Source organism: Streptomyces sp. NPDC059853 (genome assembly GCF_042731495.1).
GTDB lineage: Bacteria > Actinomycetota > Actinomycetes > Streptomycetales > Streptomycetaceae > Streptomyces.
In genome coordinates this window covers 1-26208 of sequence record NZ_JBHWJL010000047.1, presented here as the reverse complement: position 1 = coordinate 26208, position 26208 = coordinate 1, and the positions used below count along the sequence as shown (strand labels likewise).

23 protein-coding genes and 2 pseudogenes are annotated in these 26208 nt (G+C 74.7%); 11 read left to right on the top strand and 14 right to left on the bottom strand.

Annotated features, from left to right (window positions below):
- The 7 genes and pseudogenes from cysD to ACFV5N_RS07960 form a co-directional block, all read right to left on the bottom strand.
- Positions 1-524, bottom strand: a 524-nt coding sequence (gene cysD, locus ACFV5N_RS07990; RefSeq protein WP_385595608.1) for a sulfate adenylyltransferase subunit CysD, incomplete at its 3' end; no start/stop codon positions are given.
- A complete protein-coding gene (cysC, locus tag ACFV5N_RS07985; protein WP_385595606.1) occupies positions 521-1072 on the bottom strand; it encodes an adenylyl-sulfate kinase in 552 nt (183 codons plus the stop codon). The genes cysC and cysD, both read right to left, overlap by 4 nt.
- 22 nt (positions 1073-1094) lie before the next feature.
- The gene (locus ACFV5N_RS07980) at positions 1095-1817 is read right to left on the bottom strand and encodes a phosphoadenylyl-sulfate reductase (protein WP_385595603.1); all 723 of its coding nucleotides are present in this window, start codon (positions 1815-1817) and stop codon (positions 1095-1097) included.
- Positions 1814-1996 (bottom strand): hypothetical protein, encoded by a 183-nt coding sequence (locus tag ACFV5N_RS07975; protein ID WP_385595600.1) that lies wholly within the window; start codon positions 1994-1996, stop codon positions 1814-1816. Before ACFV5N_RS07975 ends, ACFV5N_RS07980 begins: the two co-directional genes overlap by 4 nt.
- On the bottom strand, positions 1989-3722 hold the full coding sequence (locus ACFV5N_RS07970) for a nitrite/sulfite reductase (RefSeq protein ID WP_385595597.1): 1734 nt from the start codon (positions 3720-3722) through the stop codon (positions 1989-1991). The genes ACFV5N_RS07975 and ACFV5N_RS07970 overlap by 8 nt, the downstream gene beginning before the upstream one ends.
- Before the next feature lie 364 nt (positions 3723-4086).
- Positions 4087-4696, bottom strand: a pseudogene (locus tag ACFV5N_RS07965) (GNAT family N-acetyltransferase).
- 29 nt (positions 4697-4725) lie between these two features.
- Positions 4726-6372 (bottom strand): acyl-CoA dehydrogenase family protein, encoded by a 1647-nt coding sequence (locus ACFV5N_RS07960; protein WP_385595595.1) that lies wholly within the window; start codon positions 6370-6372, stop codon positions 4726-4728.
- A gap of 135 nt (positions 6373-6507) precedes the next feature.
- Here ACFV5N_RS07960 and ACFV5N_RS07955 point away from each other — a divergent pair, with 135 nt between their 5' ends.
- From ACFV5N_RS07955 to ACFV5N_RS07935, 5 genes are all read left to right on the top strand, one after another.
- Positions 6508-7809: a YihY/virulence factor BrkB family protein gene (locus tag ACFV5N_RS07955; RefSeq protein WP_385595592.1), complete on the top strand. Its 1302-nt coding sequence runs from the start codon at positions 6508-6510 to the stop codon at positions 7807-7809.
- Positions 7802-8683 carry a DUF5753 domain-containing protein gene (locus tag ACFV5N_RS07950; protein ID WP_385595589.1) on the top strand — a complete coding sequence of 294 codons (882 nt, stop codon included), beginning with the start codon at positions 7802-7804 and terminating at the stop codon, positions 8681-8683. The genes ACFV5N_RS07955 and ACFV5N_RS07950 overlap by 8 nt, the downstream gene beginning before the upstream one ends.
- Before the next feature lie 121 nt (positions 8684-8804).
- Positions 8805-11201 (top strand): endopeptidase La, encoded by a 2397-nt coding sequence (gene lon, locus ACFV5N_RS07945; RefSeq protein WP_385595586.1) that lies wholly within the window; start codon positions 8805-8807, stop codon positions 11199-11201.
- 54 nt (positions 11202-11255) lie between these two features.
- The gene (locus ACFV5N_RS07940; RefSeq protein ID WP_385595583.1) at positions 11256-11726 is read left to right on the top strand and encodes a PPOX class F420-dependent oxidoreductase; all 471 of its coding nucleotides are present in this window, start codon (positions 11256-11258) and stop codon (positions 11724-11726) included.
- An 85-nt stretch (positions 11727-11811) separates the two neighbouring features.
- Positions 11812-13293, top strand: coding sequence for an AlkA N-terminal domain-containing protein (locus tag ACFV5N_RS07935; RefSeq protein WP_385595614.1), 1482 nt, complete (start codon positions 11812-11814; stop codon positions 13291-13293).
- Here ACFV5N_RS07935 and ACFV5N_RS07930 read toward each other — a convergent pair.
- From ACFV5N_RS07930 to ACFV5N_RS07915, 4 genes are all read right to left on the bottom strand, one after another.
- A complete protein-coding gene (locus ACFV5N_RS07930) occupies positions 13271-13648 on the bottom strand; it encodes a PPOX class F420-dependent oxidoreductase (protein ID WP_385595580.1) in 378 nt (125 codons plus the stop codon). The genes ACFV5N_RS07935 and ACFV5N_RS07930 overlap by 23 nt on opposite strands.
- A 25-nt stretch (positions 13649-13673) precedes the next feature.
- Positions 13674-14156, bottom strand: a complete 483-nt coding sequence (locus tag ACFV5N_RS07925; protein ID WP_385595577.1) for a DUF456 domain-containing protein — start codon at positions 14154-14156, stop codon at positions 13674-13676.
- Between the two features lie 51 nt (positions 14157-14207).
- Positions 14208-15212, bottom strand: coding sequence for a DUF2637 domain-containing protein (locus tag ACFV5N_RS07920; protein ID WP_385595574.1), 1005 nt, complete (start codon positions 15210-15212; stop codon positions 14208-14210).
- A 155-nt stretch (positions 15213-15367) separates the two neighbouring features.
- A complete protein-coding gene (locus ACFV5N_RS07915) occupies positions 15368-16195 on the bottom strand; it encodes a (2Fe-2S)-binding protein (RefSeq protein ID WP_385595571.1) in 828 nt (275 codons plus the stop codon).
- Between the two features lie 171 nt (positions 16196-16366).
- Here ACFV5N_RS07915 and ACFV5N_RS07910 point away from each other — a divergent pair, with 171 nt between their 5' ends.
- Positions 16367-17029, top strand: coding sequence for a GntR family transcriptional regulator (locus ACFV5N_RS07910; RefSeq protein ID WP_385595611.1), 663 nt, complete (start codon positions 16367-16369; stop codon positions 17027-17029).
- Between the two features lie 69 nt (positions 17030-17098).
- Here ACFV5N_RS07910 and ACFV5N_RS07905 read toward each other — a convergent pair whose 3' ends face one another.
- The gene (locus tag ACFV5N_RS07905; protein WP_385595568.1) at positions 17099-17893 is read right to left on the bottom strand and encodes a hypothetical protein; all 795 of its coding nucleotides are present in this window, start codon (positions 17891-17893) and stop codon (positions 17099-17101) included.
- A gap of 147 nt (positions 17894-18040) precedes the next feature.
- Between ACFV5N_RS07905 and ACFV5N_RS07900 the strand changes: the two genes are divergently transcribed.
- Positions 18041-19138 (top strand): ABC transporter permease, encoded by a 1098-nt coding sequence (locus ACFV5N_RS07900; protein ID WP_385595565.1) that lies wholly within the window; start codon positions 18041-18043, stop codon positions 19136-19138.
- Between the two features lie 45 nt (positions 19139-19183).
- Here the strand turns inward: ACFV5N_RS07900 and ACFV5N_RS07895 are convergent, their stop codons facing one another.
- The gene (locus tag ACFV5N_RS07895; RefSeq protein WP_385595562.1) at positions 19184-20836 is read right to left on the bottom strand and encodes a PucR family transcriptional regulator; all 1653 of its coding nucleotides are present in this window, start codon (positions 20834-20836) and stop codon (positions 19184-19186) included.
- 183 nt (positions 20837-21019) lie between these two features.
- On the opposite strand from ACFV5N_RS07895, the gene ACFV5N_RS07890 reads away from it, so the two are divergent.
- The 4 genes from ACFV5N_RS07890 to ACFV5N_RS07875 are packed head-to-tail and all read left to right on the top strand — an operon-like array spanning position 21020 to position 25843.
- Positions 21020-21901 carry a xanthine dehydrogenase family protein subunit M gene (locus ACFV5N_RS07890; protein ID WP_019434171.1) on the top strand — a complete coding sequence of 294 codons (882 nt, stop codon included), beginning with the start codon at positions 21020-21022 and terminating at the stop codon, positions 21899-21901.
- Positions 21892-22377: a (2Fe-2S)-binding protein gene (locus ACFV5N_RS07885; protein ID WP_385595559.1), complete on the top strand. Its 486-nt coding sequence runs from the start codon at positions 21892-21894 to the stop codon at positions 22375-22377. The genes ACFV5N_RS07890 and ACFV5N_RS07885 overlap by 10 nt, the downstream gene beginning before the upstream one ends.
- Entirely contained in the window at positions 22374-24740 is a 2367-nt protein-coding gene (pucD, locus tag ACFV5N_RS07880) for a xanthine dehydrogenase subunit D (RefSeq protein WP_385595556.1), read from the top strand. The genes ACFV5N_RS07885 and pucD overlap by 4 nt, the downstream gene beginning before the upstream one ends.
- 5 nt (positions 24741-24745) lie before the next feature.
- The gene (locus ACFV5N_RS07875; RefSeq protein ID WP_385595553.1) at positions 24746-25843 is read left to right on the top strand and encodes an XdhC family protein; all 1098 of its coding nucleotides are present in this window, start codon (positions 24746-24748) and stop codon (positions 25841-25843) included.
- A 79-nt stretch (positions 25844-25922) separates the two neighbouring features.
- Here the strand turns inward: ACFV5N_RS07875 and ACFV5N_RS07870 are convergent.
- Positions 25923-26208, bottom strand: a pseudogene (locus tag ACFV5N_RS07870) (hypothetical protein); the annotation flags it as partial.

The following is a 26208-nucleotide window of genomic DNA, read 5'->3' as shown; positions in this document are numbered from 1 at the left end:
CAGCCGTTGTACAGCTGCCACAGTTCGGGGCGCTGGCGGCGCGGGTCCCAGCCGCCGAACTCGTCGCGCAGCGAGAACACCCGTTCCTTGGCACGGGCCTTCTCCTCGTCGCGTCGCCCGCCGCCGAAGACGGCGTCGAAGCGGTGGGTGCGGATGGCGTCGAGCAGCGGCACGGTCTGCAGCGGGTTGCGGGTGCCGTCGGGGCGTTCGCGCAGCTCGCCGCGGTCGATGAACTCCTGGACGGAGGCGATGTGCAGCCGCAGCCCGTGCCGGCCGGCCACCCGGTCGCGGTAGTCGAGGACCTCGGGGAAGTTGTGCCCGGTGTCCACGTGCAGCAGCGCGAACGGCACCGGCGCCGGCGCGAACGCCTTGAGCGCCAGATGCAGCATGACGATGGAGTCCTTGCCGCCGGAGAAGAGGATCACCGGGCGCTCGAACTCCCCGGCCACTTCCCGGAAGATGTGCACCGACTCCGATTCCAGCACGTCCAGGTGGGTCAGCGTGTACGGTCCGCCGCCGCTCACACCAGCCCCCGTTCCGCCAGCAGCGCGTGCACCGCGCCGGCCGACTCCTCGGCGCTGCGGCCCTCGGTGACCAGCCGCAGATCGGGGGCGTCCGGCTTTTCGTACGGGTCGTCCACGCCGGTGAGCCCGGTCAGTTCGCCGGCCGCCTGCCGGGCGTACAGGCCCTTCACGTCCCGCTGGGCGCAGACCCCGACCGGGGTGGCGACATGGACCTCCAGGTACGGGGTGCCGGCGGCCTCGTGCCGTTTGCGCACCGCGTCGCGGCTGTCCGCGTAGGGGGCGATGGACGGGGCCAGCACCAGCACGCCGTGCGAGGCGAGGAGCTGGGCGACGAAGCCGATGCGCCGCACGTTGGTGTCGCGGTCCGCGCGGTCGAAGCCGAGCCCGGCGGACAGGTGTTCACGGATCTCGTCGCCGTCCAGCACCTCCACCCGCCGGCCCGCGTCCGCCAGCCGGGCGGCCAGGGCGCGCGCGATGGTGGTCTTGCCGGAGCTGGGCAGTCCGGTCAGCCAGACGGTGGCGCCACCGTCCGGGCGCTGCTCGCTCATCGGGTCCCTCCCTTCGGTGTCATCAGCCGTGCAGCCCGCACTCGGTCTTGCCGCGCCCGGCCCACCGCCCGGCGCGCGCGTCCTCCCCGGCCCGCACCCGGCGGGTGCAGGGGGCGCAGCCGATGGAGGCGTAGCCGTCCTGGAGCAGCGGATTGGTCAGCACCCCGTGCTCGGCGACGTAACGGTCGACGTCGTCCTGCGTCCAGCGGGCGATGGGGGAGACCTTGACCTTGCCGCGGCGCTCGTCCCAGCCGACGACCGGGGTGTCCGCCCGGGTCGGGGACTCGTCGCGGCGCAGGCCGGTGGCCCAGGCGTCGTACCCGGCCAGGCCCCGCTCCAGCGGCGCGACCTTGCGCAGGGCGCAGCAGCGGTCGGGGTCGCGGTCGTGCAGGGCGGGGCCGAGTTCGGCGTCCTGCTCGGCGACGGTGCGCAGGGGGGTGAGGGTGATGAGACGGACGTCCATCACGGCCTCGACGGCGTCGCGGGTGCCCAGGGTCTCGGGGAAGTGGTAGCCGGTGTCGAGGAACACCACGTCCACGCCGGGGCGGGCCCGGGAGGCGAGGTGGGCCACGACGGCGTCCTCCATGGAGGAGGTGACGCAGAACCGGTCGCCGAAGGTGTCGGTGGCCCAGCGCAGGATCTCCAGGGCCGGGGCGTCCTCCAGCTCCCGGCCGGCGCGCTCGGCGAGGGCGCGGTGCGCGGCGGCGGTGGCCGGGTCGGGTCCGGTGGTGGTGGGTCCGGTCATATCTCCTCCCCGCCGCCGGGCGGCCGGTTCCGCAGCCCGGCGGCCAGCAGGCCCCGGAAGGTCAGCCGGAAGGCGCGGTTGCAGGCGGCGCACTCCCAGGTGCCGTGGCCCTCCTCGGAGGGGCGCAGATCCTCGTCGCCGCAGTAGGGGCAGTAGGCGGGGGCGGCGCGTTCACTCACCGGGCCGTCCTTCCGCTCGCCGGGGTGCCGCCCCGGTCAGGGACTGCTCGTCGGCGCGGGCCGCCCAGCGGGCGAAGGACTCGCCCTCGGCGCGCTGTTCCTGGAAGGCGCGCAGCACCCGCTCGATGTAGTCGGGTAGTTCGGCGGAGGTGACCTTCAGCCCGCGCACCTTGCGGCCGAAGCCGGGTTCCAGGCCGAGCGAGCCGCCCAGGTGCACCTGGTAGCCCTCGACCTGCCGGCCCTCGGCGTCGGTGACCAGCTGGCCCTTGAGCCCGATGTCGGCGATCTGGATGCGGGCGCAGGAGTTGGGGCAGCCGTTGATGTTGATGGTCAGCGGTTCGGTGAAGCCGGGGAGGCGGCGCTCCAGTTCGTCGATGAGGGAGGCGCCGCGCGCCTTGGTCTCCACGATCGCCAGCTTGCAGAACTCGATGCCGGTGCAGGCCATGGTGCCGCGCCGGAACGGGGAGGGCTCGGCGGTGAGGTCCAGCGCCGCGAGCCCTTCGGTCAGGGACGTGACGCGGTCCTCGGGCACGTCCAGGATGAGCATCTTCTGCTGCACGGTGGTGCGGACCCGGCCCGAGCCGTGTGCCTCGGCGAGGTCGGCGATCTTGGCCAGGGTGGTGCCGTCCACCCGGCCGACGCGGGGCGCGAAGCCGATGTAGTAGCGCCCGTCGCGCTGCCGGTGGACACCGATGTGGTCGCGCCACTGCTCGACGGGGGCGGCCGGGGCGGGGCCGTCGGCCAGGCGGCGCAGCAGGTACTCGTCCTCCAGCACCTGCCGGAACTTCCGCGCGCCCCAGTCGGCGACGAGGAACTTGATCCGGGCGCGGGTGCGCAGCCGCCGGTAGCCGTAGTCCCGGAAGAGGCCGACGACGCCCTCGTACACGTCGGGGACGTCCTCCAGCGGGACGAAGGCTCCCAGCCGCACGCCGATCTTCGGGTTGGTGGACAGGCCGCCGCCGACCCACAGGTCGAAGCCGGGGCCGCGCTCGGGGTGTTCGACGCCGACGAAGGCGATGTCGTTGACCTCGTGGGCCACGTCCTGCTGCGGGGAGCCGGAGATCGCGGCCTTGAACTTGCGCGGCAGGTTGGAGAACGCCTTGTTGCCCAGGACCCGGCGCTGGATCTCCTCGATGGCGGGGGTGCCGTCGATGATCTCGTCGGCGGCGATGCCGGCCACCGGGGAGCCGACGATGACGCGCGGGGTGTCGCCGCACGCCTCGGTGGTGGACAGGCCCACGGCCTCCAGACGGCGCCAGATCTCCGGCACGTCCTCGATGCGGATCCAGTGGTACTGGATGTTCTGCCGGTCGGTGATGTCGGCGGTGCCCCGGGCGAACTCCTGGGAGATCTCGGCGACGACGCGCAGCTGCGCGGTGGTCAGCCGGCCGCCGTCGATGCGCACCCGCAGCATGAAGAACTCGTCGTCCAGTTCCTCGGGCTCCAGGATGGCGGTCTTGCCGCCGTCGATGCCGGGACGGCGCTGGGTGTACAGGCCCCACCAGCGCATGCGGCCGCGCAGATCGGCGCCGTCGATGGAGTCGAAGCCGCGGTGGGCGTAGATCGTCTCGATGCGTGTCCGTACGTTGAGACCGTCGTCGTCCTTCTTGGTCTGCTCGTTCGGATTGAGCGGGCTGAAGTGTCCTGCCGCCCACTGGCCTTCGCCGCGGTGGCGGCCGGCCTTGCGGCGGGGCGGTGCGGCGGGTGCGTCCGCGGATTCGGACATGGTTCTCCGGTCCTTCTGCAGGCAGCGAGGAGGCATCCGGCGGGTGCGGGGCCGCGCGGGGGCGGACCGGCGGGCCGGAGGCGTCGGGAGGCGGCCGGTGGTCGCGGGACGCACCGGGCGGTCGGGGAACGGGGGTCGGCGGGCGGGGCTGGAAGCGGGGCGGAGGCGCTCAGCCGTGCGGACACAGGGCGCTGCACATGTGACCGAGGTCGATGTGGCGCCTGCTCACCAGGGCGGTTCCTGCTCGCGACATGCCGGTCAGCGTGGCACGCGGCGCGCGGGGGAGTCTACCGTCGTCCGCCATCCGGACTGTGGAGTCCCGCATGCTGGGACGTGGCCGGTGAGGGCCGTCCGTACGACCGCGTCACGCGCCCGGCCAGGGTCCCGGCTGCCGGACGGACGGCTCCTGCCCGGTGCGGGTGTCGTACACCCGGAAGCCGCGCCGCCGGTAGTTGTCCAGGGCGTGCTCCCCGTCCCGGGAGCAGGTGTGCAGCCACACCCGGCGGGTCGGCCGGTGCCCCGGCGTCCGGCCGGCCAGATCCCAGGCGCGGGCGGTGCCGGCGCTCAGCAGCGCGCCGCCCAGGCCCCGGCCCCGGAAGGCGGGCAGCAGCCCGAAGTAGCCGATCTCCACCACCCCGGACTCCTCACCGTACAGTTCGAGGAAGCCGCCGGGGGTGCCGTGCTCGTACACCACCCAGGTCTCCACCCCGGGCCGCTCCAGATGGGCCCGCCAGCGGGCGCGGTCCCAGGGATGGGGGCACCTCCCGGCCGAAGGCTGGGGGACGGTCGATCCACGCCACGTCCTGGCCCACGGCCGTGTACAGGAACCGGCTGAACTCCGGGCTGGGCACGGCCGCCCGCTCGATCCGCACCGGCGCGCCCGGCGCGAGGTCCCGGGCGGGCCGCAGGTCCCCGGGGGCGGTCTGCTCCAGGTACCAGTACGTCACGGCCTCGGTCGCCGGGGTGGTCGTCATACGGACATCCCATCACAGGGCGGGCGCGGTCAGCCGGGCAGTGCCCGCTCCACCACCGCTTCCAGATCGAGCCCGCTGGGCAGCGTCCCGAACGCCAGCCCCCGCTCCCCGCCCAGCCGCGAGGCGCAGAACGCGTCCGCGACCTCCGCCGGGGCGTGCCGCACCAGCAGCGAGCCCTGGAGCACCAGCGCCAGCCGCTCCACCAGCCGCCGGGCCCGCGCCTCGATGCCGTCCAGGTCGGACAGTTCGGTCAGCACGTCCTTGATCGCCGCGTCCAGCCGGTGGTCGGCACCCGAGGACTGCCCGACCTCCGTCAGGAACGCGTTGAGCGCCTGCGGCTCGCGCTGGAGCGCCCGCAGCACGTCCAGCGCCTGCACATTGCCCGCCCCCTCCCAGATCGAGTTCAGCGGCGACTCGCGCAGCAGCCGCGGCATCCCGGATTCCTCCACGTAGCCGTTGCCGCCCAGGCACTCCAGCGCCTCCGCGGTCAGCGGCGTACAGCGCTTGGTCACCCAGTACTTGGCCGCCGGGACCGCCAGCCGCAGCAGATGCCGCTCGCCCGCCGAGCCGGCCGCCGCCCGGTCCTGCGCCGCCGCCAGCCGCATCGTCAGCGCGGTCGCCGCCTCCGACTCCAGCGCCAGGTCCGCCAGCACATTGCGCATGAGCGGCTTGTCGATCAGCGGACCGCCGAACGCCGAGCGGTGCCGGGCGTGGTGCACCGCCTGGGTCACCGCCTGCCGCATGATCGCCGCCGATCCGGCCACGCAGTCCAGCCGGGTGGCCGCCACCATCTCGATGATGGTGGCCACCCCGCGCCCCTCCTCGCCGACCCGCCAGGCCAGGGTGGAGCCGTCGAACTCCACCTCGGCGGAGGCGTTGGAGCGGTTGCCGAGCTTGTCCTTCAACCGCTGGATCAGAAAGGTGTTGCGGCTGCCGTCCGGCAGCACCCGGGGCAGCAGGAAACAGGTGAGCCCGCCCGGCGCCTGCGCCAGCACCAGGAACACATCCGACATCGGCGCCGAGCAGAACCACTTGTGCCCGCGCAGCGCGTACGCCCCGGCCTCCGCGAGCGGCACCGCCTCGGTGGTGTTGGCCCGGACGTCCGAGCCGCCCTGCTTCTCCGTCATCCCCATCCCGGCCAGCACCCCCGCCTTGCCGGCCGGCGGCCGCAGCCCCGGCTCGTACACCGTGGAGGTCAGCAGCGGCTCCCACACGGCGGCCAGGTCCGGCTCGGCGCGCAGCGCCGGCACCGCCGCGTGCGTCATCGACAGCGGGCAGCCGTGCCCCGCCTCCACCTGCGACCACACGGTGAACGCGGCGGCCCGCCGCAGGTGCCCGTCGGGGCGCGGCCACGCCGCGGTGAGCCCGGCCGCCACCCCGTGCTCCAGCAGCTGGTGCCAGGCCGGGTGGAACTCCACCTCGTCCACCCGCTCGCCGTAGCGGTTGTGGGTGTGCAGCACCGGCGGGTTCTCGTTCGCCAGCCGCCCCCACTCCTGGGCCCGCGCCGAGCCCGCCGTCCGGCCCAGCTCGCCGAGTTCGGCGGCGGTGCTCTCCGCGCGGGCGGCGTCGCTGCTGTGGCGGGCCACGGCTTCGCGCAGCGCGGCGTCCGCGCCGAAGACGTCGTGCCCCACCAGGGGCGGGACTTGGTTGGCCACGCTGTGAGTGCTGGAGGTCATGCCCGTTAACTTAGGGCCGTGGACGCCGAACAGTCAGTACCCATACCGGAGGGGCAGCGCGCTCAGCGCACGGCGGAGCGGGGGGAAGCACGGCGGGACCGGGACCCGGTGCGCACCGTGCGGAAGGAAGGGACCGTGCCCGAGGACGACAAGCGGCGGGAGAAGGAGAGCCGGAAGCGGGAGAAGCGGGAGCGCCGGCGGCGCGGGCGCCCCTCGCGCAGCGCGGTCTACCGCAACATCCCCAAGGGCCGGCTGTCCTGGCTGCTGCTGAAGGACACCATCACCTCCTGCTCCGAGCACCGGGTGATGGGCATGGCGGCCGAGGCGGCGTTCTTCACCCTGCTCTCGCTGCCCCCGCTGCTGCTGGGCCTGATCGGGCTGCTCTCCAACCTGGACGCGGTGGCCGGCACCAGCGCGCTGCCCACGGTGCGCGGCCACATCCTGGACCTCTCCGGCGCGATGCTCTCCGAGCGCGGGGTGGACGAGGTGATCACCCCGCTGATCAACGACCTGATGTCCGGGCCGCGTCCCGATGTGATGTCGTTCGGCTTCATCGTGGCCCTGTGGTCCGGTTCCCGGGCGATGAACGTGTTCGTCGGCACCATCACCGTGATGTACGGCCTGGACGGGCACCGCAACCCGGCTGCCACCCGGCTGCTGGCGTTCACCATGTACGTGGTGAGCCTGGTGGTCGGCGCGATCGCGGTGCCCGCCGTGGTGCTGGGGCCCGGGATCGTCGCCGAGTGGCAGCCGCAGCTGGCCGGGGTGCTGCGGTACACCTACTGGCCGCTGCTCCTGCTGCTGTGCGTCTCCTTCCTCACCACGCTGTACCACGTGTCGGTGCCGGTGCGCTCACCGTGGCGCGAGGACATCCCGGGCGCGCTGGTGGCGCTGACCATCTGGGCGCTGTGCGCGTACGCGCTCAAGGCGTATCTGCGGGCCACCGTGGAGGGGCCGAGCATGTACGGGTCGCTGGCGGTGCCGGTGGCGATCCTGCTGTGGCTGGGCATGTCCGCCTTCGCGGTCCTGGTGGGCGCCGCGCTGAACGCGGCCGTGGACCGGATCTGGCCCACCGCCACCATCGCCGCCGCCCGCGCCGAGAGCGAGCGCGCCAGGGCGGCGGCGAGCGCCGCGATGGCCGCCGCCGTGAAGTCGCGCCGCAGCCGGGCCGAGGCGCAGGGCATCCCCGAACCGGACGACCCGCTGGTGACGGCGGGCCGCTGGGCGAAGGCCTGGCGGCGCGGAGAGCTGCGGGAGGAGCTGGAGCGCATGCGCCGGGCGGGAAACGACCGCAGACGGCGCATCCAGGGCACCGACCGCAGGGGGGCCACCTCGGTGACGGTCAGGGCCGGATCGCGGGGCAAGGGTTCTAGTACAGTGAGGCGTTCGCGGGTACGGCATGGGAGCGGACATGGGCGTGACAAAGGCCGTGACTGAGCGCACCGGCGGGCCGCTGGACGACCGCAGATCCGGCCCCACCGTCCCCCGGATGATCCTCGGCGCCCGGCTCCGCCGGCTGCGCGAGGCACGCCGCATCACGGGCGCGGAGGCGGGCGAGGTGATCCGCGCCTCGCACTCCAAGATCAGCCGGCTGGAGATGGGCCGCACCGGCTTCAAGCTGCGCGACGTGGACGATCTGCTGACCCTGTACGGGGTGCACGACGCCGCCGAGCGCGCCACGCTGCTGGCCCTGGCCCGCCAGTCCAACACACCGGGCTGGTGGCACGCGTACCACGATGTGGTGCCCAGCTGGCTGAACGTCTACCTCGGCCTCGAACAGGCGGCCGTGGTGATCAGGACCTACGAGCAGCAGTTCATCCCGGGGCTGCTCCAGACCGAGGGCTACAGCCGGGCCGTGCACCGGCTCAGCCCCGAGCCGCAGGACGGGCTGCTGGAGCGCCGCGTCGAGCTGCGGATGGCCCGGCAGCGGATCCTGCACCGGCCGGGGCCGCCCCATCTGTGGGCGGTGATCGACGAGGCGGCGCTGCGCCGCTCCATGGGCAGCGCCGCGATGATGCGCGAGCAGCTGGAGCATCTGCTGGAGATCTCCCGGCTCGCGCACATCACCCTCCAGGTGCTGCCCTTCTCGGCCGGTGGCCACGCGGCGGTCGGTGGCCCGGTGACGGTGCTGCGCCCGCCCGGCGCCGAACTGCCCGACGTGGTGTACCTGGAGCAGCTGACCGGCGGGGTCTACCCGGACAAGCCGGCCGAGATAGAGCAGTACCGGCATGTGATGAACCAGGTCGTGATCCAGGCCGAGCCGCCCACGGCGACGGCCGGATTCCTGCGCCGGCTGCTGCGCGAGACCTGAGCCCCGTACCCCCTCCGCGGCCGGGCGATCGCTCTCGGCGAACATCCGGCGGGCGGGGAACATCCCGCCGCTCCCCGGCATTGAGTGCAGTGAACTCAACTTGTCTGCTGAGGGAGAGGTCATGACGCCGTCATCCGACACACTCACCCTGCCCGTCCTGCCCCTGGACGACGAGGTCGTACTGCCCGGCATGGTCGTTCCGCTGGAACTGTCCGACCCGGAGATCCGCGCCGCCGTCGAGGCGGCCCAGTCCGCCGCCTCCCGTGGCGACAAGCCCCTGGTGCTGCTGGTGCCGCGCGTCGAGGGGCAGTACGCCGCCATCGGCGTCGCCGGCCGCGTCGAACAGGTCGGCCGGCTCTCCGCCGGAGGCCCCGGCGCCCTGATCCGCGGCCTGCGCCGGGTGCGCATCGGCGCCGGCACCACCGGCCCCGGCGCCGCCCTGTGGGTCGAGGGCACGCCCGTCACCGAGGACCAGCCCGCCTCGCCGCCCGGCGCCGTCGCCGAGCTGATGAAGGAGTACAAGGCGCTGGCCACCGCCTGGCTGCGGCAGCGCGGCGCCTGGGAAGCCGTCGACCGGCTCCAGCAGATCGACGACGCGGGAGCCCTCGCCGACAACGCCGGCTACTCCCCGTTCCTCACCACCGACCAGCGGCTGAAGCTGCTGGAGACCACCGACCCCACCGAGCGGCTGCGGCTGGCCCTGAAGCTGCTCAGCGACCACCTCGCCGAGCAGGACGTCGCCGAGTCCATCGCCAAGGACGTCCAGGAAGGCGTCGACAAGCAGCAGCGCGAGTTCCTGCTCCGCCGCCAGCTGGAGGCCGTCCGCAAGGAACTGGCCGAGCTGAACGGCGACGCCGCCGACGAGGGCGAGGACTACCGCGCCCGCGTCGAGGCCGCCGACCTGCCCGAGAAGGTGCGCGAGGCCGCGCTCAAGGAGGTCGACAAGCTGGAGCGCTCCTCCGACGCCTCCCCCGAGGGCAGCTGGATCCGCACCTGGCTGGACACCGTCCTGGAGCTGCCCTGGAACCGGCGCACCGAGGACGCCTACGACATCGCCGCCGCCAAGGCCGTCCTGGACGCCGACCACGCCGGGCTCACCGACGTCAAGGAACGCATCACCGAGTACCTGGCGGTGCGCAAGCGCCGCGCCGACAAGGGCCTGGGCGTCATCGGCGGCCGGCGCGGCGGCGCCGTGCTCGCCCTGGTCGGCCCGCCCGGCGTCGGCAAGACCTCGCTGGGCGAGTCGGTGGCCCGCGCCATGGGCCGCGAGTTCGTCCGGGTGGCGCTCGGCGGCGTCCGCGACGAGGCCGAGATCCGCGGCCACCGCCGCACCTACGTCGGCGCCATGCCCGGCCGCATCGTGCGCGCCATCAAGGAGGCCGGCTCCATGAACCCGGTCGTCCTGCTGGACGAGATCGACAAGGTCGGCAGCGACTACCGGGGCGACCCCTCCGCCGCGCTGCTGGAGGTCCTCGACCCGGCCCAGAACCACACCTTCCGGGACCACTACCTGGAGGTCGAGCTGGACCTGAGCGACGTGGTCTTCCTGGCCACCGCCAACATGCTGGAGGGCATCCCGCAGCCGCTGCTGGACCGGATGGACCTGGTGCAGCTGGACGGCTACACCGAGGACGAGAAGGTCACCATCGCCCGCGACCACCTGCTGCGCCGCCAGCTGGAGCGGGCCGGTCTGGACGGCGACGAGATCCGGGTGACCGACGGCGTCCTGCGCAAGCTGGCCGGCGAGTACACCCGCGAGGCCGGTGTCCGCGCCCTGGAGCGCGCCCTGGCCCGGCTGCTGCGCAAGGTCGCCGCCCGCAGCGAACTCGGCGAGCTGACCCTGCCGTACACCGTCACCGAGGACGCGCTGCGCTCGCTGATCGGCCGGCCGCACCACACCCCGGAGGCCGCCCAGTCGCCCGAGCAGCGCCGCACGGCGGTGCCCGGCGTGGCCACCGGCCTGGCCGTCACCGGCGCGGGCGGCGACGTGCTGTACATCGAGGCCTCCCTCGCCGACCCGGAGACCGGCGGCGCCGGGCTGAGCCTCACCGGCCAGCTGGGCGACGTGATGAAGGAATCCGGCCACATCGCCCTGTCCTACCTGCGCTCGCGCGGCGCCGAACTGGAACTCCCGGTCGGCGATCTCAAGGAGCGCGGCGTTCATCTGCACATCCCCGCCGGGGCGGTGCCCAAGGACGGCCCCAGCGCCGGCATCACCATGACCACCGCGCTGGCCTCGCTGCTCTCCGGCCGCCAGGTGCGGCCCGACGTGGCGATGACCGGTGAGGTGTCGCTGACCGGCCGGGTGCTGCCGATCGGCGGCGTCAAGCAGAAGCTGCTCGCCGCGCACCGGGCCGGGATCACCACGGTGATCATCCCGCAGCGCAACGAGCCGGACCTGGACGACGTCCCCGAGGAGGTGCTGGCGGACCTGGAGGTGCACCCGGTCACCGATGTGCGCCAGGTGCTGGAGCTGGCCCTGACCCCGGCCGGCACCGAGGTGGCCATGGCCGCCTGAGATGGCGCGACGCTCACGGGATCCGGCCCCGGCCATGCCCTAGGGTCGGATCCCATGAGCCCTTCCATCGCCACCACCACCCGTGTGGACCTCGCCGGACTGCTGGAGTTCGTCCGCCCCCGGCACCGCGCCGTCCTGCTCACCCGCCGCGCCGACGGCTCCCCGCAGGGCTCGCCGCTCACCTGCGGGGTGGACGACGAGGGCCGGATCGTGGTGTCCACCTACCCGGAGCGCGCCAAGACCCGCAACGCCCGCCGGGACGAGCGGGTCTCGCTGATCGTGCTCTCCGACGAGTGGGACGGCCCCTGGGTGCGGATCGACGGCACCGCCGAGGTGCTCGATCTGCCCGAGGCGTTGGAGCCACTGGTCACCTACTACCGCAACATCGCGGGCGAGCACCCCGACTGGGACGAGTACCGGGAGGCGATGACCCGGCAGGGCAAGTCCCTGATCCGGATCACACCCACCGCCTGGGGCCCGATCGCCACCGGCGGCTTCCCGGCCCGGCCGGCCGGGAACGGCTGACCGCCGCCCCTCCCCACCCGCCGGACGGCGGTGTCCGATTCCCGCCAGTGTGCGCCCCCGCGCCGGGCGCACACTGGGCAGTGTGATGGACGACGACAGCAGGTACGAGGCGGTCCGCAGCCGGGACGCACGGTTCGACGGGGTGTTCTACACAGGGGTGCGCACCACCGGCATCTACTGCCGGCCCAGCTGCCCGGCCGTCACCCCCAAGCGCGCCAACGTCACCTTCCACCCCTCGGCCGCCGCCGCCCAGGCCGCCGGCTACCGGGCCTGCCGCCGCTGCCGCCCCGACGCGGTACCCGGCTCCGCCGAGTGGAACGTCCGCGCCGACGCCGTGGGCCGCGCCATGCGTCTGATCGCCGACGGCGTCGTGGACCGCGACGGCGTCAACGGCCTCGCCGCCCGGCTCGGCTACAGCCCCCGGCAGGTCCAGCGCCAGCTCACCGCCGAACTCGGCGCCGGACCCGTAGCCCTCGCCCGCGCCCAGCGCGCCCACACCGCCCGGATCCTGCTGCGGACCACCGCCCTGCCGGTCACCGAGATCGCCTTCGCGGCCGGCTTCGCCAGCGTCCGGCAGTTCAACGACACCATCCGGCAGATCTACGCCCGCACCCCCACCCAGCTGCGCGGCGGCCGCGCCCCCGCGCCCCGGGACGGGGCCGGCGTCCCGCTGCGGCTCGCCCACCGGGGCCCGTACGCCGCCCGCGAGGTCTTCGACTTCCTCGCCCGCCGCGCGATCACCGGCATCGAGGAGATCACCGGCGGACCCGGCACCCGCCTCTACCGCCGCTCCCTCGACCTGCCGCACGGCACCGGCGTGGCCGAGGTCGGCGAAAGCGGCGGACCGGGCTGGCTCCCGGCCCGGCTGCGGCTGACCGATCTGCGCGATCTGACCACCGCCGTGCAGCGGCTGCGCCGGCTGTTCGACCTCGACGCCGACCCCTACGCCGTCACCGAACGGCTCGCCGCCGATCCCCGGCTCGGCCCGCTCGCCGCCGAGCGCCCCGGACTGCGGTCCCCGGGCGCCGCCCAGCCCCACGAACTCGCGGTGCGCGCGGTCCTCGGCCAGCAGATCTCCGTCGCCGCCGCCCGTACCCTGGCCGGCGCCCTGGTCGCCGCGTACGGCAAGCCGCTGCCGGCCGCCGACGGTGCCCTCACTCATGTCTTCCCCACCGCCGACGCCCTGGCGGACGCCCCGCTCACCGAACTGGGCATGCCCGGGGCCAGACGCCGCACGCTGCGCGCGCTGTGCGCCGCACTCACCGACGGCACCGTGGTGCTCGACCCGGGCGCCGACCGGGAGACGACGGAGGCCGCCCTGCTGGCGCTGCCCGGCATCGGGCCGTGGACGGCCGGTTATCTGCGGATGCGGGCCCTGGGCGACCCGGATGTCTTCCTGCCGGGCGACGCCGGGGTACGCCACGGCCTGGCCGCCGCCGGGGCCGGGCCGGGCGACGCGGAGGGCTGGCGGCCCTGGCGTTCCTACGCCGTCCACCATCTGTGGCGGGCCGCCGGGGACGGGCGGCGGACCGGGGCCCCGCGGGTCAGTCCGGCAGCCCCCAGCTGATGATGCGGCGCGGATGCAGCCGGATCACCTCCGGGCTGAAGCCGGGACCCAGATCGTGTTCGCCCACCAGCAACTGCGCCACCCCGCGGATCTCCACCCCGCGCACCCGCCACGGCTGGACGCTCGCCAGATCGTCCACGACCAGCGACAGCAGCGGATTGACCGTCAGGTTGCGCCACTTCTTGGTGTCGCCCATGGCGCGGCCACCGATGAGGACGGTGCCGTCGTCCTGCGGGAAGAAACCCACCGGATTGGCCTGCGGCTGCCCCGAGGGGTCGACGGTGGCCAGCCGCCCCAGCCGCTGGGTGGCCAGATAGGCGCGCTCCGGGGCGCTGAACTCGACCTGTTCCTTCATGGCCGCAGCCTGACACGGCGCGCCCTCAGCCCCAGCGCAGCACGCCGAGCCACACCCCCGTGACCAGCAGACATGCCGCCAGTTCGACCAGCATCCGGCGGCCCACCGTCCGCATGATCACGCGGGTGGAGGCGAGCGCCGCGCCGTGATCGCCCAGCCGCGCCCGCTCCCACCCGTACAGCGCCCCCACGAAGCCGGGCACCAGACCGGCCACCGGCAGGACGAAGAAGCCGACGATTCCGCTCCCCCCGGCGAGCAGCAGTTGCCGCCGCCGTACCCCGGCCTCCCGCCGGCCGGCGGCCGGAAGCAGCCACTGCACCGCCTGATTGACCAGCAGCAGCGCGGTCGCGATGACCAGCACCCACCACGCCCGCGAGGTGCCCTCGGCGGAGGACCACCAGAACACCGCCGCCCACACCACCAGCGGTCCCGGCACGCCGGGCATCATGATGCCCAGCAGTCCCAACAGCATCACCAGGCCCACCAGTAACAGCTGCCATATCCCCATGGGGGTTAGGCTGCCGTATTCCGGTCAGCGGTGCCGCATGTGGGGCCCGGTTCAGTTGAACGTACGCTCGATCCGGGCCAGTTTCTCCTCCAGCGAGTTCAGCCGGCCATCCGCGCCGGACAGATCCGTCCCCGCGGAGCCGGTCCCGGCACCCGCGGTGCCCAGGCTCCCGGGAGCGTCCAGCGCCCGCCGGCCGCCCGCCGTCGGACCCGACTCCAGCGCGGCCGGCTCGCGGTCCCCGCCCGCCTGCTCCACGGCGACCTCGACCCGCTGCTGCCGGCCCAGCGCCTTCATCCGCGCCTTCTCCAGCTTGCGCTGCTCCTTGCGGCGGGCCTTCTCCAGTTCCTTGGTGCGCCGTTCCTCGCGGACCTCCTCGACGGCCTCGTCCAGGGTGCGGACGTTCTCCAGCAGCATCAGCGACCAGGCACCGTACGTCTCGCGCGGGGCGCGCATCCACCGCACGAAGCGGATCTGCGGCAGCGGACGCGGCACCAGACCCTGCTCGCGCAGCGCCGCCTTGCGGGTCTGCTTGAGCGCGCGGTCGAAGAGGATGGCCGCCGACAGCGACATCCCGGCGAAGAACTGCGGGGCACCGGCGTGCATCTCACCGCGCGGCGCGTGCACCCAGTTGAACCAGGCGGCGGCACCGGCGAACAGCCACACCAGCATCCGCGAGCCCAGCGACGCGTCGCCCTGGCTCGCTTCGCGCACCGCGATCACGGCGCAGAACATGGCCGCGCCGTCCAGGCCGAACGGGACCAGGTACTCCCAGCCGCCGGAGAGGTTCAGGTTCTCCCGGCCGAAGCCGACCAGACCCTGGAAGGACAGCGCCGCCGCCACCCCGGCGCAGCAGAACAGCAGGAGGTAGGAGGCGGTCGCGTACGCGCGCTCCTTGCGCCGCCTGCGCTCCTCCATCACTTCCCACGAATCGCTCTGCGCTCCGTCGGCAGCCGCTGCCGCAGGTTTGCGCCCCTTGCTCATGAGGGTCACCGCGACAAGGGCACCGGCCAGGAGCACGGCTCCGGCGATCACCCAGCTGAACTCTATGTCGGTCATAGCGGAGCACCTTACCCGGCTCGGGAAGTCGTCTTTCGCGGCTGTGTTTCCGCCAGCATCCTGCGTCAACAGGCCCGTGGCCCGGTGACGTTCACAACCCGGCCCCACCAATGGGTGAGGCGTAAACGGGGGTTGCGGGATTTGTTGCGAAACCTTTAGCGAACGGCCGACAGCCGTTCGATCCGCTCGCTGTCACCCATGCGCGGGCAGGTCACACAGGTGGCCTCCGGGCGCAGTGTGTAGAAGAGGCAGCAGCTGACGCGGTCGCGGGTCCGCAGCGTCGCACCATCCGGACCGGTGAGGTTCCGGAACGACGCACCACCCGGATAGGGGGTGGTGCCGCCGGGCAGCAGCAGCTCCGCCTCGGCCAGCGCGCGCTCCTCCTCGCCCAGCAGCGAGCCCAGGTACCACAGGCTCTCGGTCAGCTCGTCGGTCGCCATGCCCCACAGCGCCCGGCTGCCCCGGCGCATGCGCGGCCGGAACCCCTCCAGCACCGGCCCCAGATGCGCCGCCGCCGCCTCGCGCACCGCCGCCCGCAGCTGCTCCTCGTCCGCGACGACCCGCGCGCCCGGATGACCGGCCAGCGGGTCGTCCGGCAGACAGCTGAACGGGGCGGGCGCCGCGGTGATCAGGCCATCCGCCCGATGGAATGCGACATCCTCCGGCGCCAGCCACGGCACGCGGCGCAGCAGGAAGTAGGGGAGCGTGAACAGGACGGCGGCGGGCCACGCGTACCGGTGCAGTGCGAAACTGGCCACGACCTGCGGCCGGCCGCGCTGCCCGTAGTCCGCGAGAATGCGTTCGTCGTCCCAGGCCAGGAAGTCCTCCAGTACTGCCCCCGCCTCGGCGAGATCGCTGCCGCGCACCCATCCCGGGCCGCGGCGTGGCGCCTCCTGGGTGAACCGGAGCGTGCTCAGGACATCATTCGCACGATCGAGTGCGGGTGCCAGCGACAGGGCCGGGGCGAGAGCGGAGACGTGCATGGTGCCACCGAATCAAGAGCAAGGACGAAACGGAGAGGTAAGGCTTACCTTACCCGATCAAGGAGGGGGTTTGATCTCGGCCCATATCGGCCTAGGGTGCTCGGCATCACTTTTTCTACGGGAGGGGGTGCCCGCGTGGACGCGTACATAGCGGCGTCCCCCGGCACGCCGGTGGCGCCCCCGGAGAGACCGCCCCTCCCGGTCCGGCCCCGCACCCTGCCCGAACGCCACTCCGTCCGCGCCCAGGTGCTCGCCGCCCTGCGCGACGCCCTGGCCGGCGGCCAACTGGCGCCCGGCGAGGTGTACTCGGCCCCGGCCCTCGCCGAGCGGTACGGCGTCTCCGCCACCCCGGTGCGCGAGGCGATGCAGCAACTGGCGAGCGAGGGCGCCGTGGAGACCGTCCCCAACCGCGGCTTCCGCATCGCCGGCCACACCGCCCGCGACGCGGCCGAACTCGCCGAGGTCCGGGCGGCCCTGGAGGTGCCGGCCATCATGCGGCTGGCCCGCACCGTTCCCCCGGAGCGCTGGGACGAGTTGCGCCCGCTCGCCGAGGCCACCGTCACCGCCGCCACCCTCGGCGACCGCGCCGCCTACGCGGAGGCCGACCGCTGCTTCCACCGCGCGCTGCTGCGGCTGACCGGCAACCGGCAACTGGTGCTGATAGCGGAGGACCTGCACCGCCGCTCCCAGAGCCCGGCCACCTCCAAGCCGCTGCCCGGCACCGCCGAACTGCTGGCGGACGCCCTGGAGCACGCGGCCCTGCTCGACGCCCTGCGCCGCCGCGACCTGTCGGCCGCCCAGCAGCTGGCGAGCGAGCACTTCACCGGCGTCTGACCGCCACACCGCCCGGCCGCCCGCCCGCCCGGGCGGTGCGGCCCGCCGCGCGCCACCGCCCGGCCCGGCCTACGCCGGGGCCGGCGCGGGCGGCTGCGGCGTGAGATGGGCGGCCAGCCAGCGCGGCACCCGGTCCAGCAGATGGAACAGCCGCCCCGCCTCGGTGCGCAGCCGGGTCGCCTCCGGCTCCGGCTGGACCTCCGCCAGCGCCACCAGTGCCGGCGCGATGCCCACCAGGAAACCGGTCTCCTCCCGCAGCCGCAGACTGTGCGTGAACCCCTCCCTGGCCTGCTCCAGATCCCCCCGCTGCTGGGCGAGCGCCGCCAGCTGCCGCCAGGTGTACGAGCTGAGCAGCGCGTCGCCCCTGGCCACCGCCTCGGCGTGCGCCCGCCGGTACCCGGTCTCCGCCGCCTCCGCGTTCCCGCTCACGTGCTGTGCCATCAGCCCGCGCCGGAAATCCAGCAGCGCCCGGCCCGGCGAGTCGGGCGCCAGCAGCGCCGCCGCCCTGCCCAGCGCGGCCCGCGCCTCGTCCGCCCGGTCGCGCACCCGCAGTAACGTCGAGGCATACGCCAGATAGCCGCGCTCGCCGGCCGCCGCCCCCCGTTCCTCGTCCGTCAGCGCCATCGACTCCACGGCCCGCAGCGCGTCCTCCGCCCGCTCCCAGCCCTCGCCGGTGAACATGCAGCACTCCACCAGCAGTTCGGTCCGGCGCAGCGCCGCCGTGGGGGAGAGCGCCGCCGCGTGCTCCAGCAGCGCCGCCGCGTCCTGCCAGCAGCCGCGCGACCGGAGCCGCCACACCGCGCTGTCCAGGGGAACGGTCGGTGGTATGGCGGTCTGGGCCACATCGCCCTCCAGGCGCGTCATTGAGCCGATCGTGAGTGTGGAGGCATCTCAGCACGCGGCGGCGGGCGCGGCCAAGAGGCGTGCGTGAATCAGTTCACAAATGCGCGGCTCACCCAATGGCCCAGCCCAGCTGGGCATCCGCCGTGCCACGCCCGCACGATGCCAGGTATGGAGCCGATATCCGGATACGCGCGCGAGGGCTTTCTCAGCTCGCTGCGCGGTGCCGTGACACCCCGCGCCGCGCTGCTGGTGCTGGGTGCGCTGCTGTTGCAGTGGGCGTTCATCACCTCCTACGTCGGGGCGCTGCACCGCGCCGAACCGCACCGCATCCCGCTCGCGCTGGTGGCCCCCGAGGAGATGGCCGGACAACTGGTCAACGAGCTGGACGGACTGCCCGGCAACCCCGTCCGCGTCGAGCACGCCTCCACCGACGAGGCGGACGGGCTGCGCATGGTCCAGCACCGGGACGTGGACGGCGCGCTGATCGTGGACGGCACCGGCACCCAGGACACGCTGCTGGTGGCCACCGGCGGCGGCACCTCCACCGCCGAGGCGCTGGCGCAGGTGATCCAGTCGGTGGAGGCCGCGCAGAACCGCACCCTGGAGATCCGGGACATCACCCCGGCCGCCGCCGGTGACGCGCGCGGCCTCACCTCGTTCTTCCTGGTCGTCGGCTGGGTGGTGGGCGGCTACCTGTGCGGCGCCGTGCTGGCGATCAGCCACGGCAGCCGGGCCGCCACCGTGCCGCGCGCCCTGTTCCGGCTGGGCACCCTGGCGGTGTACTCGCTGCTCGGCGGGCTCGGCGGCGCGGTGATCGCGGGCCCCGTGCTCGACGCGCTGCCGGGGCGGGTGGTGTCGCTGGCGCTGCTGGGCGCCCTGGTGGTGTTCGCGACCGGGGCGCTCACCCTGGCCTTCCAGGCGCTGTTCGGCGTCGTCGGTATCGGGCTGACCCTGCTGGTGGTGGTGATCCTGGGCAACCCCAGCGCGGGCGGCGCGATCGGCACCGCACTGCTGCCCGCCTTCTGGCGCGGCATCAGCTCCGTGACGATCCCGGGTGCCGGCACCTGGGGCACCCGCTCCATCGCCTACTTCGACGGGCACGCGCTGACCCACCCGCTGGTCGTCCTCGGCATCTGGGCGGTGGGCGCGATCGTGGTGACGCTGCTCGCCTCCCTGCTGGGCGGGCGCCGGCGGTGGCGGGACGAGATGCCCTACCGCACCGTCGCCGACGGCGGCTTCCTCGGCATCAAGCCGTGGACGCAGTGAGCCGCGCCGCCGCGCCCGCGCCCGAGCGCGCGCCCCGACGGGCCGTCACCGGCTCAGCCGCAGCGCGAGGAAGAAGTCCAGCTTGTCCTCCAGCCGGGTGAGGTCCCGCCCGGTCAGCGCCTCGATGCGGCCGATGCGGTAGCGCAGCGTATTGACATGCAGATGCAGCCGGGCCGCGCACCGCGTCCAGGAGCCGTCGGCCTCCAGATACGCCTCCAGGGTGGGGATCAGCTCCGAGCGGTGCCGCCGGTCGTAGGCGCGCAGCGGATCCAGCAGCCGCGCGGTGAAGGCGGTCCGCACCTCCTCGGGGACGAACGGCAGCAGCAGTACGTGCGAGGCCAGTTCGTCGTGGCCCGCCCCGCACACCGCCCCGGTGCGGGCGGCGGCCACCCGCCGCGCGTGCCGCGCCTCCTCCAGCGCGCCGCGCAGCCCGTCGGCCGCCCCGACCGGGGCACTCACCCCCAGCGTCAGCCGCCCGTCCGGGCCGAGCCCGGCGGCCAGGACCGCGCGGACCGGCGCCAGGACGGCCGCGGCCCGCAGCGCCGCGCCCTCGTCCGGCACCGCGGGCAGCGATACGAGCGCCACCGCCTCGCCGTCCGCGGCCCCCGCCACCAGGGCCCCCTCGACCGTGCCCGGGGCGGCGAGCAGTTCCTCCAGCAGCGCCTCGGCCACCCGGCCGCCGTCCTCCGCCGCGGCCCGGCCCTCGACCCGGGCCACCACCAGCTGCCAGCGCGGCTCCGCGAGCCCCGGCACCAGCAGCGGGCCCGCCACCCGCAGCCGCGCCGCCACCTCGGCGGGCGCGGCGCCCTCGCGCAGCAGCCGCAGGATCTCCCGGGCCAGACGGCGCTGCACCGTCCGGGACGCCTCGCGCCGGTCCCGGTCGGCGGCGATCAGCTGCGCCACCCCGGCCATCAGATCGAGGCGTTCGGCGGGCCAGTCGCGGGGGTCGGCGCGCACCGCCAGCTGCCAGCCGGTGAGCGCGGCGGTGTGCGGGTCACCGCCGTCGCCGGGGACCGGGAACAGCGCGTACCCGTCGCCGTCGCCGTCCTCTCCGTCCGCTTCCGTACCGGGCGGCACCCGGTACGGGCCGGGCCGCCCGCCGGCCGCCGCCGTCATGGCGTGCGCGGCCAGCCGCGCCGCCACCGGCGCGGGCAGCGCGGCGCGCGCCGAACCGGCCACCACCCGCCCGGTGGCGGACAGCAGCCAGGCCGGCAGGTCCAGGTCGGCGCCCAGCAGATCGAGGACCGCCTGCGGTCCGCCGCCGCCCGGCCCCGCCGACATCAGCCGCCGGTGCCGGTCCACGACCGCCGCCAGATCCCCCGCCCGGTGCCCGGAGATCTGCCGCACCACCCGTTCGGTGATCTCCGCGAAGGCCACCTCCTGCGCCACCGCGAACAGCGGCAGCCCGTGCCGGGCGCAGGCGGCGGCCAGATCGTCGGGCACCGCCCCGAGTTCCGCCTCGCCGGCGGCGAGCCCCGCCACCCCCGCCCGGGCCAGGATCCGCACGAACGGCTCGGAGTCGGCGGGGCCGCGCCACCAGGCGAGACCGGTGAGGACGAGTTCGCCGCCGCGCAGATAGCGGCTCGGGTCGCGCAGATCGGTGGTCATCACCCCGCGCACCGGGGCGTCGAGGCCGCCCGCGCCGTGCAGCAGCCGCAGTCCCAGCGCCCCGTCAGCCAGCAGTGTGCGCAGTCGCATGTCCGTCCGCCGATGTCGTCCGTGTTGCCGGCGGGCTGCCGCCCCGTTGCCGGCCGCATGTCCTCGTATGAACCTACAAGAAGTGGGGTCCCGGCGAATGGGTGCTTCGGCCCTTCCGTGACTGCCCCCGGGGCCCGCCGCCGGGTGTACTGGGCATCACCACACCCAGGGAGAGACAGCCGCATGGACTTTCTCCGCCCCACCGACTGGGCCGGGGCACTGGCCGCCAAAGCCGCACACCCCGACGCCGTACCGATCGCCGGCGGCACCGATGTGATGGTCGAGCTGACCTTCGACCGGCGCCGCCCCGACCGGCTCCTCGATCTGTCCGGGATCCCCGAACTGCGCCGCTGGGAGACCGGCGAACGGACGGTACGGCTCGGCGCCGCCGTCCCCTACCGCGCCGTCCTCGACCACCTCGCCGGGCCGCTGCCCGCGCTCGCCCTCGCCGCCCGCACCGTCGGCTCCCCGCAGATCCGCAACCGGGGCAGCGTCGGCGGCAACCTCGGCGCCGCCTCCCCGGCCGGCGACAGCCACCCCGCGCTGCTCGCCGCCGGAGCCGAGGTGGAGGCCGCCTCCGTGCGCGGCACCCGGCGCATCCCCATCGACGCCTTCTACACCGGCGTCAAACGCAACGCCCTCGCCCCCGACGAACTCATCCGCGCCATCCACATCGACCGGGCCACCGGACCGCAGCAGTTCGCGAAGGTCGGCACCCGCAACGCCATGGTCATCGCCGTGTGCGCCTTCGCCCTCGCCCTGCACCCGCACACCGGGACCGTACGCACCGGCATCGGCTCCGCCGCGCCCACCCCCGTCCGCGCCCCGGACGCCGAGGACTACCTGACCGGCGCCCTGGCCGGCGCCGGACTGTGGGAGGACCCCCGGCCGCTGCCCGAGGCCGTGCGGCGCCGCTTCGCCGAACTGGCCGCCACCGCCTGCCGCCCCATCGACGACGTCCGCGGCACCGCCCGCTACCGGGTGCACGCCGTCGGCGTCCTCGCCCGCCGCACCCTCGACCGGACCTGGGACGCCTACACGAAAGGGCTCACACCATGCGCGTGACCTGCACCGTCAACGGCCGCCGCCAGGTGGCCGACCACGTCTGGGAGGGCGAGAGCCTGCTGTACGTGCTGCGCGAGCGGCTCGGCCTCCCCGGCGCCAAGAACGCCTGCGAACAGGGCGAATGCGGCTCCTGCACCATCCGTCTGGACGGCGACCTGGTGTGCGCCTGCCTGGTCGCGGCCGGGCAGGCCGAGGGCGCCGACATCCGCACCGTCGAAGGGCTGGCCGGCGAGGACGGCACGCTCCACCCCGTCCAGCGCGCCTTCCTCGACGCGGGCGCCGTGCAGTGCGGCTTCTGCACCCCCGGCCTGCTCATGGCCACCGACGAACTCCTCGAACGCGTCCCCGATCCCGGCGACGCCGACATCCGCGAAGCCCTCGCCGGCAATCTGTGCCGCTGCACCGGCTACGAGGCGATCATGGACGCGGTACGGCTGGCCGCCACCCGCCGCGCCGGGACCGGGGAGAGCGCATGACCATCGGCCCGGGCGCCCTCAGCCAGCGCAGCGACCGCGGTACCACCGGCGGCATCGGCGAATCCACCCAGCGGCCCGACGGCGTCCTCAAGGTCACCGGCGAGTTCGCCTACTCCTCCGACCTGTGGCACGACGACATGCTGTGGGGACACACCCTCCGCAGCCCGCACCCGCACGCCGCGATCCGCCGCCTCGACATCACCGCCGCCCTCGCGCTCCCCGGCGTGCACGCCGTCCTCACCCACCACGACCTGCCCGCCGCCACCCACTACGGCCTGGAGTTCACCGACCAGCCCGTCCTCGCCCACGACGTGGTGCGCTACCAGGGCGAACCGGTGGCCCTGGTCGCCGCCGACCACCCCGAGACCGCCCGCCGCGCCGCCGCCCTCATCGCCGTCGACTACGACGAACGGCCGCTCGTGCACGACGAGACCTCCGCCACCGCCCCCGGCGCCCCCGTCCTGCACCCCGGCCGCACCGACCACCACGCCGCCCACGTACCGCACCCCAACATCGTCCACCGGCAGCCCATCCGGCACGGCGACGTGGCCGCCGCCCGGGCCCGGGCCGAGGTCGTGGTGCGCGGCGAGTACGAGGTCGGCATGCAGGACCAGGCGTTCCTCGGCCCCGAATCCGGCCTCGCCGTCCCGGCTGCCGATGGCGGCGTCGACCTGTACGTCGCCACCCAGTGGCTGCACGTCGACCAGCGGCAGCTCGCCCCCGTGCTCGGCCTGCCCGCCGCGAAGGTACGGCTCACCCTCTCCGGCGTCGGCGGCGCCTTCGGCGCCCGCGAGGACCTGTCGATGCAGGCCCACGCCTGCCTGCTGGCCCTGCGCACCGGACGCCCCGTCAAGATGGTCTACGACCGGGAGCAGTCCTTCTTCGGCCATGTGCACCGCCACCCCGCGAAGCTCGCCTACGAACACGGCGCCCTGCGCGACGGCACCCTGCTGTACGTCACCTGCCGCATCGTGCTCGACGGCGGCGCCTACGCCTCCTCCTCACCGGCCGTCGTCGGCAACGCCGCCTCGCTCGGCCTCGGACCCTACGAGGTGCCGCACGCCGACATCGAGGCGCTGGCCCTCTACACCAACAACCCGCCCTGCGGCGCCATGCGCGGCTTCGGCGCGGTGCAGGCGTGCTTCGCGTACGAGTCCCAGATGGACAAGCTCGCCGCCGCGCTCGGCATGGACCCGGTCGGCCTGCGCCGCCGCAACGCGATGCGGCAGGGCACCGTGATGCCCACCGGACAGCCGGTGGACTCCCCGGCCCCCGTCGCCGACCTGCTCGCCCGGGTCGCCGCCCGCCCGCTGCCCCCCGAACGGCCGCGGACGGACCCCGACGGCACCCCCGGCGCCCCGGACCTGCGGGAACTGCCCGGCGGGCTCTCCAACACCAGCCACGGGGAAGGCATCGTCCGCGGGGTGGGCTACGCGGTCGGCATCAAGAACGTCGGCTTCTCCGAAGGCTTCGACGACTACTCCACCGCCCGGGTCCGGCTGGAGGTGATGGGCGGCGAACCGGTGGCCGTCGTGCACACGGCGGCGGCCGAGGTCGGCCAGGGCGGCGTCACCGTCCAGGCCCAGATCGCCCGCACCGAACTCGGCGTCACCCAGGTCACCCTGCTCCCCGCCGACACCACGGTCGGCTCCGCCGGCTCCACCTCCGCCTCCCGGCAGACCTATATGACCGGCGGCGCGGTGAAGCACGCCTGCGAGGCGGTACGGGAGGCGGTCCTGGCCCGGGCACGTGCCCGTTTCCGCACCGCCGCCGCTCTGGAGGGCGGCAAGGTGGTGGCCGCGGACGGCGCCGTGCTGGCGAGCCTCGCCGAGGTGCTGGGGGAGGAGCCCGTCGAGATCGAGCGGGAGTTCCGGCACCGGGCCACCGAACCGTTCCACCCGCGCACCGGGCAGGGCCGCGGCCATGTGCAGTACTCCTTCTGCGCGCACCGCGCCGTCGTGGACGTGGACACCGACCTCGGCCTGGTGAAGGTCGTCGAACTCGCCGCGGCCCAGGACGTCGGCAGAGCCCTCAACCCGCGCGCCGTGGCCGGCCAGATCCACGGCGGCAGCGCCCAGGGGCTCGGGCTCGCCGTGCTGGAGGAGATCGTCGTCGGCCCCGACGGCCGGGTCCGCAACCCGTCCTTCACCGACTATCTGATCCCCACCATCCTGGACGTGCCCGCCATGCCCCTCGACATCCTCGAACTGGCCGACGACCACGCCCCGTACGGGCTGCGCGGCGTCGGCGAGGCACCCACCCTCTCCGCGACCCCGGCGATCGTGGCCGCCGTCCGCCAGGCCACCGGGCTGCCGCTGCACCGGGTCCCGGTACGGCCCGAGCAGCTGACCGGGACGGCGTAGCCGCCGTGCTGGAGATCGCACGGGAACTGCGCGGATGGCTGGCCGGGGGCCGCCCGTTCGCGGTGGCCACGGTGACGGCGGTGCACGGCAGCGCGCCCCGCCCGCCGGGCGCCGCGCTCGCGGTGGACGCGGCCGGGACCGTGGTCGGCAGCGTGTCGGGCGGCTGCGTCGAGGGCGCGGTGTACGAACTGTGCCGGGAGGCGCTGGCGGACGGCCGGCCGCGCACCGAACAGTTCGGCTACAGCGATACGGACGCCTTCGCCACCGGGCTGACCTGCGGCGGCAGCCTCGATGTCCTCATCACCCCGGTTGCCGCCGACGCCGACGGGCTGCGCGCGGTGCTGACGGCCGCGCTGGCCGGGCCGCACGGCGCGCTGGTCCGCTCGCCCGCCGGAGGCGCCCTGTACGTACCGGCCCGGGGCGCGCCGCACGGCTCGCTGGGCGGCGCGGCGGCGGACGGTACGGCGGTGACCGGCGCCCGGGCCTTGCTGCGGGAGGGGCGCACCGGGGTGCTCCCGCTCCCGGCGGGGGAGTGGGCGCTGGTGGAGAGCCGGGTCCCGGCGCCCCGGCTGCTGGTGTTCGGGGCGGTGGACTTCGCGGCGGCGCTGGCCAGTGCCGGGTCCTTCCTCGGCTACCGGGTGACGGTGTGCGACGCCCGGCCGGTCTTCGCCACCCCGGAGCGGTTCCCGGCGGCGGACGAGGTGGTGACCGGCTGGCCGCACGACTATCTGGCCGCCGAGGCGGCGGCCGGGCGGCTGGACGCCAGGGCGGCCCTGTGCGTGCTCACCCACGAGGCGAAGTTCGATGTGCCGCTGCTGGAGGCCGCGCTGCGGCTGCCGGTGGCGTACGTCGGGGCGATGGGCTCGCGGCGCACGCACACCGACCGGATGCGCCGGCTGCGGGCGGCCGGGCTGACCGAGCCGGAACTGGACCGGCTGCGCTCCCCGATCGGCCTGGATCTCGGGGCGCGGACCCCGCAGGAGACGGCGTTGTCGATCGCGGCCGAGATCGTGGCCACCCGCGAGGGGGCCACCGGGCAACCGCTCACCGGGCTGCGGGCACCGCGCATCCACCGGCCGGCGCCGGACCGCCCGGCGGGCTGACGGAGGGCGGGGTCGGCGGACGGACGGCGGAACGGGCGCGGGAGCGGGTGGATGGCCACCGGCGACCCACCGTTTCCGGTCAACTCCCGGCGGCCGGGCCCGGCCCCTCCCGGCGCGGCCCGCCGCCGTCCCGCACCAGGGCGTCCGCCGGGTCGTTGACCGGCTGCGGAGCGCCCGTCAGATCCAGCACGAACAGCGGCAGCCGCAGCGCGTCGGCCCGCGCCCTGGCCCGGCGGTCGTACCCGGCCAGCGAGAACGCCACCGCCCGGGCCGCGTCGAGCAGTCCGTGCAGCCTGCGCGACTCGCTCTCCGGGCTCCCGGTCGGCACGGTCGAGGTGTCCACCAGGGCGCCCTCGAGCGGGGCG

Bases quoted from the DNA above. Each gene is read 5' to 3' on its own strand.
- cysC (WP_385595606.1), bottom strand. From the start codon at position 1,072: ATGAGCGAGCAGCGCCCGGACGGTGGCGCCACCGTCTGGCTGACCGGA.
- ACFV5N_RS07980 (WP_385595603.1), bottom strand. From the start codon at position 1,817: ATGACCGGACCCACCACCACCGGACCCGACCCGGCCACCGCCGCCGCG.
- ACFV5N_RS07970 (WP_385595597.1), bottom strand. From the start codon at position 3,722: ATGTCCGAATCCGCGGACGCACCCGCCGCACCGCCCCGCCGCAAGGCC.
- ACFV5N_RS07960 (WP_385595595.1), bottom strand. From the start codon at position 6,372: ATGACCTCCAGCACTCACAGCGTGGCCAACCAAGTCCCGCCCCTGGTG.
- lon (WP_385595586.1), top strand. From the start codon at position 8,805: ATGACGCCGTCATCCGACACACTCACCCTGCCCGTCCTGCCCCTGGAC.
- ACFV5N_RS07940 (WP_385595583.1), top strand. From the start codon at position 11,256: ATGAGCCCTTCCATCGCCACCACCACCCGTGTGGACCTCGCCGGACTG.
- ACFV5N_RS07935 (WP_385595614.1), top strand. From the start codon at position 11,812: ATGGACGACGACAGCAGGTACGAGGCGGTCCGCAGCCGGGACGCACGG.
- ACFV5N_RS07930 (WP_385595580.1), bottom strand. From the start codon at position 13,648: ATGAAGGAACAGGTCGAGTTCAGCGCCCCGGAGCGCGCCTATCTGGCC.
- ACFV5N_RS07925 (WP_385595577.1), bottom strand. From the start codon at position 14,156: ATGGGGATATGGCAGCTGTTACTGGTGGGCCTGGTGATGCTGTTGGGA.
- ACFV5N_RS07920 (WP_385595574.1), bottom strand. From the start codon at position 15,212: ATGACCGACATAGAGTTCAGCTGGGTGATCGCCGGAGCCGTGCTCCTG.
- ACFV5N_RS07915 (WP_385595571.1), bottom strand. From the start codon at position 16,195: ATGCACGTCTCCGCTCTCGCCCCGGCCCTGTCGCTGGCACCCGCACTC.
- ACFV5N_RS07905 (WP_385595568.1), bottom strand. From the start codon at position 17,893: ATGACGCGCCTGGAGGGCGATGTGGCCCAGACCGCCATACCACCGACC.
- ACFV5N_RS07900 (WP_385595565.1), top strand. From the start codon at position 18,041: ATGGAGCCGATATCCGGATACGCGCGCGAGGGCTTTCTCAGCTCGCTG.
- ACFV5N_RS07895 (WP_385595562.1), bottom strand. From the start codon at position 20,836: ATGCGACTGCGCACACTGCTGGCTGACGGGGCGCTGGGACTGCGGCTG.
- ACFV5N_RS07890 (WP_019434171.1), top strand. From the start codon at position 21,020: ATGGACTTTCTCCGCCCCACCGACTGGGCCGGGGCACTGGCCGCCAAA.
- ACFV5N_RS07885 (WP_385595559.1), top strand. From the start codon at position 21,892: ATGCGCGTGACCTGCACCGTCAACGGCCGCCGCCAGGTGGCCGACCAC.
- pucD (WP_385595556.1), top strand. From the start codon at position 22,374: ATGACCATCGGCCCGGGCGCCCTCAGCCAGCGCAGCGACCGCGGTACC.